11 protein-coding genes are annotated in these 10,876 nt (G+C 69.2%); 5 read left to right on the top strand and 6 right to left on the bottom strand.

From position 1 onward, the window contains the following. The first annotated feature begins 48 nt into the window (after nt 1–48). The 5 genes from IE107_RS12515 (at nt 49) to IE107_RS12495 (ending at nt 4,321) form a co-directional block, all read left to right on the top strand. On the top strand, nt 49–894 hold the full coding sequence (locus tag IE107_RS12515; protein ID WP_189543816.1) for an HTTM domain-containing protein: 846 nt from the start codon (nt 49–51) through the stop codon (nt 892–894). Further along, entirely contained in the window at nt 878–1,867 is a 990-nt protein-coding gene (locus IE107_RS12510; RefSeq protein WP_189543815.1) for an alpha/beta fold hydrolase, read from the top strand. Before IE107_RS12515 ends, IE107_RS12510 begins: the two co-directional genes overlap by 17 nt. Further along, nucleotides 1,864–2,397: a hypothetical protein gene (locus IE107_RS12505; RefSeq protein WP_189543814.1), complete on the top strand. Its 534-nt coding sequence runs from the start codon at nt 1,864–1,866 to the stop codon at nt 2,395–2,397. Before IE107_RS12510 ends, IE107_RS12505 begins: the two co-directional genes overlap by 4 nt. A gap of 37 nt (nt 2,398–2,434) precedes the next feature. Beyond that, nucleotides 2,435–3,427, top strand: a complete 993-nt coding sequence (locus IE107_RS12500; RefSeq protein WP_308434221.1) for an LLM class flavin-dependent oxidoreductase — start codon at nt 2,435–2,437, stop codon at nt 3,425–3,427. 153 nt (nt 3,428–3,580) lie between these two features. After that, the gene (locus tag IE107_RS12495) at nt 3,581–4,321 is read left to right on the top strand and encodes a GNAT family N-acetyltransferase (protein WP_189543813.1); all 741 of its coding nucleotides are present in this window, start codon (nt 3,581–3,583) and stop codon (nt 4,319–4,321) included. Nucleotides 4,322–4,631: 310 nt separating this feature from the next. Here IE107_RS12495 and IE107_RS12490 read toward each other — a convergent pair whose 3' ends face one another. The 6 genes from IE107_RS12490 to IE107_RS12465 form a co-directional block, all read right to left on the bottom strand. Next, the gene (locus IE107_RS12490) at nt 4,632–5,942 is read right to left on the bottom strand and encodes an MFS transporter (protein WP_229866865.1); all 1,311 of its coding nucleotides are present in this window, start codon (nt 5,940–5,942) and stop codon (nt 4,632–4,634) included. A gap of 248 nt (nt 5,943–6,190) precedes the next feature. Further along, nucleotides 6,191–7,006 carry an IclR family transcriptional regulator gene (locus IE107_RS12485; protein WP_229866863.1) on the bottom strand — a complete coding sequence of 272 codons (816 nt, stop codon included), beginning with the start codon at nt 7,004–7,006 and terminating at the stop codon, nt 6,191–6,193. Nucleotides 7,007–7,114: 108 nt separating this feature from the next. Further along, a complete protein-coding gene (locus tag IE107_RS12480; protein WP_189543810.1) occupies nt 7,115–7,618 on the bottom strand; it encodes a MarR family winged helix-turn-helix transcriptional regulator in 504 nt (167 codons plus the stop codon). 49 nt (nt 7,619–7,667) lie between these two features. Continuing rightward, entirely contained in the window at nt 7,668–8,534 is an 867-nt protein-coding gene (locus IE107_RS12475; RefSeq protein WP_189543809.1) for a fumarylacetoacetate hydrolase family protein, read from the bottom strand. A 33-nt stretch (nt 8,535–8,567) separates the two neighbouring features. Next, a complete protein-coding gene (locus IE107_RS12470) occupies nt 8,568–9,605 on the bottom strand; it encodes a cupin domain-containing protein (RefSeq protein WP_189543808.1) in 1,038 nt (345 codons plus the stop codon). Nucleotides 9,606–9,628: 23 nt separating this feature from the next. After that, nucleotides 9,629–10,843 (bottom strand): FAD-dependent monooxygenase, encoded by a 1,215-nt coding sequence (locus tag IE107_RS12465; protein ID WP_189543807.1) that lies wholly within the window; start codon nt 10,841–10,843, stop codon nt 9,629–9,631. Between the last annotated feature and the right edge of the window lie 33 nt (nt 10,844–10,876).

The following is a 10,876-nucleotide window of genomic DNA, read 5'->3' as shown; positions in this document are numbered from 1 at the left end:
ATCGGAACAGGTGGGGAATCAGACATGCGGTGGTCAGGGAGAATTCGAGTGCCGCGGCCGGGCCGCGCACGCACACTGACGACGACCGAGCAGATTTGCGCGATCACGCATCTGGTCGCAGCTCTCGAGTCGCTGACTATCGAGCGCCGGGCGCACAACGCGCCCCTCGTGGACTGGAACCTGGTCCGTGAGGAGTTCGCGTGGGCACCACCCCCGGTACAACGGGTCCTGGACTTCGTCGGCCGGCCGCGGGTGAGCCGGTCGATTCAGATCGCCCGGGTGGCCGCGGCGGCAACGCTTCTGGTGCCGTCGACAGGGCGCCGGACCAGAGCGGCCGCCGGGTCCTTCCTCGCCCTGTCCTCGCTGGTGGTCAATCCTCGCCAGCACTTCGGGACGGACGGATCCGACCAGGTGGCCTTCACGGTGCAGGGGGTCGCCGCCGTGGCCCGGCTGAGCGAGCGGCAGCCGAAGGTGGTGGACGCCTGCCTCTGGTTCGTCGCACTCCAGTCGGCCCTGTCGTACTTCGCCGCCGGCGTCACCAAGCTCGCTGGACCGGGCTGGCGTTCGGGCGAAGCGCTGCCGGGCATCCTCCGGACCGAGATCTACGGCGACGAGGGAGCCTACCGGCTCACGCAGCGTTTCCCGGAGCTGTCGAAGTACGTGAGCCACGGGGTGCTGTTGTTCGAGTGTGCGTTCCCCGTGATCTTCGTGGCGAACGGGAGGGCGGCTCCGCTCATGCTGGCCGTCTCCGGCTCCTTCCACCTGGTCAATGCCCGGGTCATGGGGCTCTCGCGCTTCGTGTGGGCCTTCTTCTCCACCTATCCCGCGATCCTTTACGTGACGCGGCCGAACAGCATCGGCACAGTGGAGGGAATCCGTGGACACCAGGGATGACGCGCTGCCGCGCCTGATCACCGCGGTGCTCGGTACTGCTCTGCTCACAGGAGCGGTCGCACAGCGGCGGACGGCCCGCCGGGCCGCGCGGGGAACCGGTGCGGAGCGATTCGTACGCACCGGCAGCGGCAGCACCATCGCGTATCGGTTCCGGCGCACACCTCGCCCGGCGCTCGCCACGGATCCCGTGGTGATGCTTCTGCCGGATCTGGGCGACACCGTGGAGCGATGGAGCGCGGTCGAGGCCGCGCTCGGCGAGGACTTCTCGGTCCTGGTGGCCAACCGCGCCGGTTATGGCAGGAGTCGTCTCGGGAGCACCGCCGCGTTCACCCTCGCCCTGCTCGTGGAGGACACCGTGGACCTCGTGCGGGTGACTTGCGAGGGCCGCCGCGTGGTGCTGGTCGGGCACGGACTCGGCGGGCTCCTCGCTCTGCGGGCCGCGGCGGACGCGCCCGGGCTGGTCGACGGAGTGGTGGTGATCGATCCCCGGTACCCGGGCGAGCTCCATCGGTCGAAGCTGCTTCGATCGCTCTCCGAGCAAACCGGGTTCGGCTTCACCCTGATGCCGCGGTCCCTGCGTTGCGGCCTCTCCCCGCTGCTGCTGCCGCCCCCGTGGATCGACCAGGTCCCCCGACGGGTGAGGTCGCTCTGCCTGGATCAGTACCGTGCGGCCTCGACCTGGACCGCGGCGGAACGCGAGTGGCGGGCCGCACATCGTGAACTGACCGAGCCGGCCACGATCCCGAAGGTCCCCGTCCCGGTGTCCCTGCTCATGTCGAGCCCCAGGACCGCCGAGAGCCTCGCGTATCAGGAGATGCATGCGGAGCTCATGGACCTGCCCGGCTTCGCCGGCACCACGGTCCTCGACGACGTCAGGCGAGAAGCAGTGCCGTACGAGGAAGGAGCGAAGGGGATCGTCCATGGGACACAACGCTTTCTGCATGCCCTCTACGAGGTGGAGGCCGACCGTTGAGCCGCAGTGTTCTCGACCGTTCCGTTCGGGCCGCTCTCGCGGGCTGGTTCACCGCGACGGTCCTCAGCCAGCACCCCCACCGGGTGTTCGACGGGCTGCGGCGGTTCGACCGTCTCGGTCTCATTCCGAACTGGCGGTTCTTCGCGCCCATCCCCGCGCAGCACGACTACGTCGTGCTGTACCGCCTCGTGCGCGCCGACCGCTCGACCGGCGGGTGGCGTCGGCCGTCGCAACCGTGCGAGAGGGGCTGGACCTCCGTCCTGTGGTCCCCGCAGCGGCGGCACGTCAAGTCCGTTCTCATGGTCTGCGGCAAGTTGAGCGGGGTAGTCGCTTCCGCCGGTGTCCAGGGGGTCACGGAGAACCACCTGTACCGAATCCTGAGGGAGTACGTCCGCGCCGAGATCGCGTCGCACCCCGCGAGCGAGCGGGAGGATGGTGTGGCGTTCCAGTTCGTCATCGTCAAGAGCGGGGGCTACGATCCGGGCCTCAAGCCCAAGTTCATCTTCTCCTCGCCGTCCGTTCCGCTGTGATCGCGGCCGGACCTCTCTTGTGCATATGGGGGTTGACGTGCGACGGAACACGATGATGCCGGACATCGCGCTCATGATGCCCGTCGGAGGCGCGCGGATGCAGGCCGTCCTGCCCTACGCCGCGCTCGCTCAGTCGCGGGGCGGGCGCACGCTCTGGCTCGGCCAGGTACTGAGCGGCGACACACACCATCCGTTCATTCACGCGGCGGCGGCCGGATTTCCGGTTCCCGCGGGCATCGGTGTGTCGCTGATGCCGCTGCGCCATCCTTACGACGCGGCTGTCCAGGCCCAGTCGGTGGCCGCCGCGACCGGGCACCCGGTCGTCGCCGGCTACGGTCCCGGCAGTGTCTCGTTCCAGAAGAGGCTGCTGGGCGCGCCCTATCGCAGCCAGCTGGGGGCGGTGCGGGAGTACGCGAGCATCCTGAAAGGGCTGCTGGACGGGGGAGAGGTGGCCGTCACGGGCGAGTACTTCTCCTTTCACGGCAGACTCCCCAAGGTCACTCGTCCCCGGGTCGAGGTGGGCTTGGGCGTGCTCCGGCCCGGGATGGCGCGGCTTGCCGGAGAGGTGGCCGATGTCGCGATCACCTGGCTGGCGCCTGCCGCATACATCCGTGACGTCATCCTGCCGGCGCTGCGAGAGGGGGCGGCCACTCGCGGTCGTGCGGTCCCGCGCGTCGTCGCGATGGTGCCTGCCGCGCTCGAAAGGGCCGACCGGGCGGCGGAAGAACTCGTCCTCGCCGGAAACCGGGCCCATCTCGGTCTGCCCCACTACCGGGACATGCTGAGACAGGCCGGCATGGACACCGATGTGGACTCGGATCCGGTGAAGGCGGCGAGGGCCCTCGTGGACGGTGGTGCCTTCCTGTACGGGGACGCGGCCGAGCTGAAGGACCGCGTGACCGAGTACGCGGCGGCCGGCGTGGACGAAGTCGTGGTCAGCGCCGGCGGTGTGGTCGCCCTCGAGGGGCCACGAGCCGGTCTCTCGGAGGCGCAGGCACTACTGACTGCGTTGGGGCATCCCGCGGTCTGACCGATCGCATGCGGCTCGGGACGGCAACCGGGGAGGGGCATGGAGCGGTCGGGGGATCTCCGCCTTGTGGAGGCGGCATCCGAGGGTGCGCCGGGCGCGGATCCGACGGTCGAGGAGTACGTCCTGCGAGTGGGTGCACGGGATGTCGGGTCTGTGCGTCTGGCCACGGGCGGCAAGGCACCCGTCGGCAGGATCCACTCGTTCCAGGTGGAGGACGACGATCACGAACGCCGTCTCGCCCTCCGGGCGGTGCGCGCAGCGGAGCGAGTGCTGTTCAGTGCCGGATGCGATCACGTTCTCCTGACACTTCCCTCCTTCCGGTTCGGCGATCTCCCGATGCTTTCGCTTGCCGGATACAAGGAGTTCGCCTATGACCTGGGCAAGCGGGTCGGCCCGGTCGAGCGGGCCGGCACGGAACCGGGCGAGGGCTATGCGACCGTGTGGACGTCGCAGGCCGGGCGGGAGTCGTGGGAGCGGGGGTTCTTGCGCGGGTACGCGGCGGTGCTGCGCGACCTGGGACTGCCCGGCGGCTACGCGGAGTCCAGCGCGCAAAAGGCCCTCACTTCCCTCGCGCGACCGGGTGGAGCGGCGGGGTCCTATCAGCTCCAGGACCTTTTCCATCAGGGTGAGCGCGTCGGACGTCTGTGCCTCGGCAGGAGCGCGGACGGCCGCACGGGATTCGTCCACGACGTAGGGGTCGAGAAGAAGCATCAGGGACGAGGGCATGGGCGAGTGCTGCTCCAGGTTGCGGAGGACCACGCCGCGTCCACGGGGAACACCGACATGGCTCTGACAGTGTTCAGGCAGAACACACGCGCCGCCAATCTGTACCGGGCGACAGGTTTCAGCCGGACATCCATCCACCTGATGCGACAGCTCATCGGGATGCCGTAGACATGCCCGTACACGGCAGCTGCGCCGTCAGGCTGCTCGCCCGTCCGGCCTGGTCGAGACGGCTGCGGAGCAGCGTCCGGCACAGCCACGCCGCGGCAAAGGCGCAGTCGCCGCCGCTGCTCCCGCCGCAGATGCCCCTTTCGGACGCGTTCCAGGAGGTGCACCTTGAACCCCCGGCCCCGGTACCGCGTACCTGTTCCGTCGTCGGGTGAGGTGCAGGTGTCTGTGAGGTGCAGGTGTCTGCGAAGACGCCCACAGACGCGTCGGCATCCGAGGGCGTCGTCCGCTTGTTCTCCGGATTGCCGGAACGCTATGAAGCCGAGCCGGCGGGCTCCGCCATGGGTGCGGCGCCCGTTGCGGGCCGCTTCGCGCGCATGGTGAACAGGAGCAGGCCCGCTGCGGCGAACACAACACCAGTGGCTACGTAGAGCCCCCGTGGTGTCCAGCCGGAGTGGAGCAGCCAACCCGCCGCGGAGGGAGCGATGATGGCGCCCACGCGACCGACACTGATGGCCGCTCCCACGCCGGTGGCCCGGAGGTGCGTCGAGTAGACGGCCGGTGTGAGGGCGTAGAGGCCGGCGATGCATCCGTTCACAGCCACGCCGATGACCGCACCGGTAGCAAAGGCCAGAGCGAGCACGCCGGTGGAGGCTGCGAACACTGTGACCAGTGCTCCTGCCAGAAGGAGGTAGGCCCGCAGGACGCTGATCAGGGCGAAGCGCGCGGCCAGCGCGCCCAGGAGTGCCGTTCCGAAGATGCCGCCCAGGTTGAGCAGCGTGCCGCCGGTCAAGCCCTGGTTCGAGGACATGCCGGCTTCCACCAGCAGCGTTGGTGTCCAGCTGGTGACGAAGTAGAAGGCCGCCATCACCAGGAAGAAGGCCGCCCAGAGCGTCAGGGTGGGGCGGCGCAGCTCCCCTGCGAGCAGCGGACGGAACCCGGCCGGACGGGATTGCTCGGCCCGGGGCGGGTCGGGAAGCGCGGTGAGTTCGGGATGTCCCATGCGGCGCGCGAGCGAGTTGACCCTGTCCAGGGCGTTCCTGGGCCTCCTCGTGATGAGGAAGTCGAGGGACTCGGGCAGGAGCCAGAAGGTGAGCGGTACGACCACCAGAGTGGCCGTTCCGCCGGCCAGGAACACCGATCGCCACCCGTAGTGGTCGATGAGTGCCACGGACGAGAGCCCGCCGACTGTCGCCCCGATGGCATAGCCGGTGGAGTTGAGGCTCACCGCGAGGCCGCGCCAGCGTTGCGAGGCGAACTCGCCGGCGATGACGTTGCTGCAGGCGAGAACGGCGCCGATCCCGACGCCCGTGACGAGGCGCAGGGTTCCCAGCTGCTGCCAGTTCTGGCTGGCCGAGGAGAGCATCATCCCGACCGCCGCCACGATCAGTCCGGCGAGGATGACGGGCCTTCTGCCGATCCGGTCCGCCCAGGGGGCGACGAGGAGGGCGCCCAGAGCCATGCCGGCCAGACCGCTGCTGAGGAGAAGACCCAGCGTGCCGGAGTCCAGGTGCCACTCACCGGAGATCGTCTTCCCGGTGAAGGACATGACCAGCACGTCGAAACCGTCGAGGGTGTTGAGAAGCACACAGATCACGATGGCGCGCCACTGGAAGCGGCTCATGCGCCCCGAGTCCAGGGCTTCTTGCAAAGAGGGGCTCATCGGACGACTCGCTGAGCGGCGACGCGACTGAAAAACATGTACATGGCAGCACTCCACTGTCGACTGCGGTATGGATGACGGGGCCCGGAGAGGGGCAGATGGCCGGTGGCGGATTCGGCTGTCGGCGCAGACATGTTCCGAGCACCTGCCTCCGGTGGCCAGGGCCTTTTCCGTATGCCGGGAAAGCAATCGTGGCGGGCGCGTGCACCTCAGGAAATAGGTGTGTGAAGTACCCGCGAGATGGCCCGGCTGCTGGTCCGGACGAGATCTGCCAGTGCTCCCACCGGCATGGATCCGTGCCGGACGACGAGGGAGACAGCGGCCGCGACCTCACCGGCGGCGGTCGTGACGGGTGCCGCGACCGAGAGGGTGTCGGCAGACAGCTGCCGGTCACTCACCGCGTAGCCGCACGTCCGCACCTGCGCGAGGACCCTCCTGAGCTGACCGCTGTCGGTCAGGGTGAAGGGGGTGTGGCGCTGAATCCGCCGGGCCAGCGCGGCATCCTGCACATGGGCCGGGGCGTGGGCGAGCAGGACCAGGCCCACGCCGGTGGCCGTGATGGCGAGCCGTCCGCCCACGCGTGTCAGCGTGGGTACGGCGCTGCTGGAGCCGATGCGCTCCACGAAGACGATCTCCGACTCCTCACGGACGGCGAGTTGCACGTTCTCGCGTGTGAGGGCTGCCAGGTCCTCCAGATAGGGCAGCGCGCGCTCACGCAGCCCTTGGGTACGGGGCGCCAGGGACCCGACCTCCCACAAGCGCAGTCCGACGCGGTAGCGCCCGTGCTCGTCCCGTTCGAGGGCTCCCCAGGCGAGAAGCTCTCCCAGCATGCGGTGCACGGTGGACACCGGCAGGCCGGTCTTGCGGGCCAGTTCGCTCAGGGACAGAAGAGGGTGCTGGGCCGTGAAGGTGCCGAGGATCTGCAGGGCGCGGCCGATGACGGGACCGGTGCCGGTGACCAGGCGGGGCTGCGGCTGTTGCCGCAGACCGGCCGGCGCTGCTTCAGGAATGCGAGAGTGAGGCAAGATGTGACTCCTCATCCGGACCCGGGGCCTGGACACCTCTTCCTGCGTTGACACGCGGGATGTCCGGGCGCCGGGTCGGCCGTTGCCGAGGCAGCCGCGTACCGGGTGTTACGCCTCGTCGTGGAACGACCTGTCGTCCATGGTGGCAATTCTGCGGAGGATGTCCACGGCCAGAGCCCGCTCGCTCGCGGGGAGTGCGTTCAGGAGTTGCTCGTTGACCCGTTCTGCCGGAGGGATCAGTGAGTCGAGCAGCTCGGCTCCCTGGTCGGTCAGACTCAGCAGGGTTCGTCTGCGGTCGTCTTCGTCCCGCACCTGACTCACGTAGCGCTGGTCGGTCAGACGGCGGACCATCTGGTTGACCGTGGAGCGGTCCAGCGAGGTGAGGTGCGCGAGTGTGCGCTGGTCGACGCCCGGTTTCTGGCTCAGAGCGTTCAGGACGGAGAACTGCTGGGAGGTGATCTCCCGGGACACGTGCTGGGACCACAGAGCGGTGTGTACCTGTTCCGCACGTCGGATCAGGTGTCCGATGTAGTTGTACAGATCCAGTGCGCGCGCCACAGTGCTCCGTTCGTCCGCTGCCGAGGTGGTGCCGGCCAAGGAGACAGCCGGCACGCCCAGGAGTCTACGAGTGCGCGGCACCACCTCGTGTGCGGCCGGTCCGTCAGCGATCCCGGCTCCCGGGACGCTGCTCATAGGGGGCGGCCCGGGAGCCGTCGACGCCCACTTCCAGGCGACCGACCTGCTCGATCTCCAGAACGACCCGGTCGCCGTGGCTGAGCGGCCCCACGCCGGCCGGCGTGCCCGTCGCGATCACGTCGCCCGGGTGCAGCGTCATGACGGAGGAGGTGTAGGCGATGAGTTCACGGACGCCGAAGATCAGGTCTGCCGTGTTGGTCCGCTGCCGGGTGGCGCCTCCCACGTCGCATCGCAGATCGAGGGTGTCCGGGTCCGGGATCTCGTCCGCGGTCACGACCCAGGGGCCGATGGGGGTGAAAGTGTCGAACGACTTCCGCGTGGAGCGGTCCTCGCCGGACCGGACGGTGATGTCCAGCACGCATGTGTAGCCGAACACGTGGTCCAGTGCGTCATCGGCGCTGACGTGCGTGGCGGTGCGTCCGATGACGACGCCCAGTTCGCCTTCCTGGTCGGTGCGCTTGTCGGTGTAGGGCAGGAGGATGTCCTGGCCGGGGCCGATGACGGACGAGTTCGCCTTGAGGAAGACGCCGAGGTCGGCCACCGAGGTGGTGTACTCCATCTCGGCCTTGTGGTCGAGGTAGTTGACCGGCGCGCCGATGATCTTGCCGGGGCGTGGCAGAGGCGCTTCCAGGACTGCCTCGACGAGCGGAACGCGTGCGCAGCGGGTGAGGTCGATCTCCGCCGCGCCGCCGCGGGCGACGGTCTCGATGTGCTGGTGGAGCGCACCGGCCGCACCGGGGGTGCCGGAGCCGGCGAGTTGTTCGGTCACATCGACGAGTTCGTAGCCGTCGACGAGTCCGAGTCGCCCCTTGTTGAACAGGGCCAGACGCATCATGGCCTCCTTCTGAGGTGTCGAATGGGCGGATCAGGCGCCGGGATCGGCGCCTTCCGTGCGGTAGAGGCCGAGCGAGCGCATGACGGGCTCGTCGCTGTAGGAGAACAGGACGGCGTCCCGCGAGGTGGAGGCGTTCAGGTGCCGGTAGGACGCCCAGCCGGGCACGGCGAAGGTGTCGTTCTCGGACCACTCCAGCCGCACGCCGTCCACGATCGTGGCCCCTTCGCCGCGTACGACGCTGAAGACGGTGGAGGCCGTGTGCCGGCGTCCGGCTCCCTGGAAGCCGGGGCGCAGGCGCTGGATGCGGCATCCGATGGTGGGCATCACCGGACCGCCCGTCCACGGATTCGTGTACTCCAGGACGATGCCGTCGGTATCGCTTCCGTCGGCGCTGTCGGCGATGCCCTCCAGGGCGCGATGTGTTTCCTGCCAGGTGTAGCGGGTGACAGGGGAGTTGGGCCCGTCCTGGGAGAGCCAGAGGGGGGTCAGCCGGCCGTGCAGGAACTGCCTGCTGCCCGCGTCGTCGGGCCGGGTGACAGGCTGGAGACGCCGGGGGTACTGCTCGTAGAAGCCGGCTTCCAGAGCGTTGACGAGGGGGTAGTCGAGAGCGTCGAGCCAGATCATCGGCTCGTCGCCCTCATGGGTGTGGTCGTGCCAGTGCCAGCCGGGAGTGAGCAGCAGATCGCCGGGGGACATGAAGACCCGCTCGCCGTCGACCGTCGTCCACGCACCGCTTCCCTCCAGGATGAACCGGAAGGCGTTGGACGTGTGCCGGTGCGCCTGCGCGGTCTCGCCGGGCAGGATGATCTGCAGGCCCGCATAGAGGGTGTTGACGGTGGCCGGGGGATCGGTCAGGCCGGGATTGACCAGCATCAGGACCCGCCGCTCGGCCTCCTCCAGCGAGAGGGTCTTGGAGAAGTGCAGCAGGTGTGGGCGCAGTTCCTGCCAGCTCCAGCGGTAGGGCACGGCGCGGCTGCGCGGCTGGGCGGGGAACAGGTTCCCGTAGAAGTTCCACAGCGGCGCGGCCCCCAGGCCCTCCAATGCCTTGTAGGCGAGTTCGTCGCTCATCGTCTCCTCCTGTGGTTGCGGGCTCACAGGGCAGGAACGCCGGCCGCGGCCGGTGTCCACACCCAGGAGATGTCGTCGAAGTCGTCAGGCGTACGGGACGAGAGGAGGACGTTGCGCAGGGTGGCCCCCATGCCCTCCAGGTGACAGATCTCGCCGAAGCGGCGGGCGTTGGTCTGGATACGCGCTGCCCGCTCGCGGCGCTGGGCGGCGTACGCCGCGAAGGCGTCGGCCGGGTCGGGGAACCGGCCGAGTGCCTGCCCCAGGGCGACGGCGTCCTCCAGCGCCTGGCAGGCTCCCTGGGCCAGGTACTGCAGCATCGGGTGGGCGGCGTCGCCGAGCAGCAGGATCCGGCCGTGCACCCAGTTGTCGATGGGCAGGCGGTCGTACAGGGGCCAGCGCCGATCGCGCGACACCAGCGGCAGAGAGTCGCGTATGGCCTGGCAGGTGCCGGCGAAGCGTTCCTCGAGCTCCGCCTCGGTGCCCCAGTCGTCGGAGTCCGGCGTGTAGTGGTCGCTCTCGAAGACAGCGACCTGGTTGTACAACTCCCCGCGCCGCACGGGGTATTGCACCAGATGCATGCGGGGACCGGCCCACACCATCACCGCCTCCGAAGCGGCGTGCTGCGACATCCGGCCGGTCATCTTCCCGGTCGGCAGAGCGCCGCGGAAGGCCACGTAACGGGAGCAGACCGGCTCCCCGTCGCCCACCAGGGCCTGGCGCAGACGTGAGTGCAGGCCGTCCGCGGCAACGACCGCGTCCGCGGTCAGGATCGCCGACGATTCGGCGAAGTGCAGCTGCGCCCCGGATGCGTCCTGCTCGACGTGGGTGACGGTGTGCCCCGTGCGAAGTGTGACGGCAGGGTGTTCCCGGCAAGCGGTGAGCAGCGCGGTGTGCAGATCCGTGCGGTGCGTGACCAGGTAGGGATGCCTGAAGCGCTCGGTGTAGGCCGCGCCGCGAAGGTCGAGGGAGGTGATCTGGTCGCCCGTCAGAGCGTCCATCATCACCAGCCGGGGTGGGGCGACCGCGGTGTGCTGAACAGCCGTGAGGACGCCGAGTTCCTCAAGCGCGAGAGAGGCGTTCGGTGCGAGCTGCAGGCCGGCTCCGATCTCGCCGAACCGGGCGGCTCGTTCCACGAGCGTCACATGGTGCCCGGAGCGGGCTGCTGCCAGAGCCGCGGCCAGTCCGCCGATGCCGCCGCCGACGACGGCGATGCGGAGAGGATCAGGAGTCACAGGCATATGGCCTCCTAGCGTCGAAGGAGTGGAGGACAC

The organism is Streptomyces gelaticus, assembly GCF_014649535.1.
Lineage (GTDB): Bacteria > Actinomycetota > Actinomycetes > Streptomycetales > Streptomycetaceae > Streptomyces > Streptomyces gelaticus.
This window is presented reverse-complemented; position numbering and strand designations above follow the sequence as displayed.

Excerpts from the sequence above, each read along its gene's own strand:
- IE107_RS12490 (WP_229866865.1), bottom strand. The coding sequence starts at position 5,942 with ATGAGCCGCTTCCAGTGGCGCGCCATCGTGATCTGTGTGCTTCTCAAC.
- IE107_RS12475 (WP_189543809.1), bottom strand. The coding sequence starts at position 8,534 with ATGCGTCTGGCCCTGTTCAACAAGGGGCGACTCGGACTCGTCGACGGC.
- IE107_RS12470 (WP_189543808.1), bottom strand. The coding sequence starts at position 9,605 with ATGAGCGACGAACTCGCCTACAAGGCATTGGAGGGCCTGGGGGCCGCG.
- IE107_RS12465 (WP_189543807.1), bottom strand. The coding sequence starts at position 10,843 with ATGCCTGTGACTCCTGATCCTCTCCGCATCGCCGTCGTCGGCGGCGGC.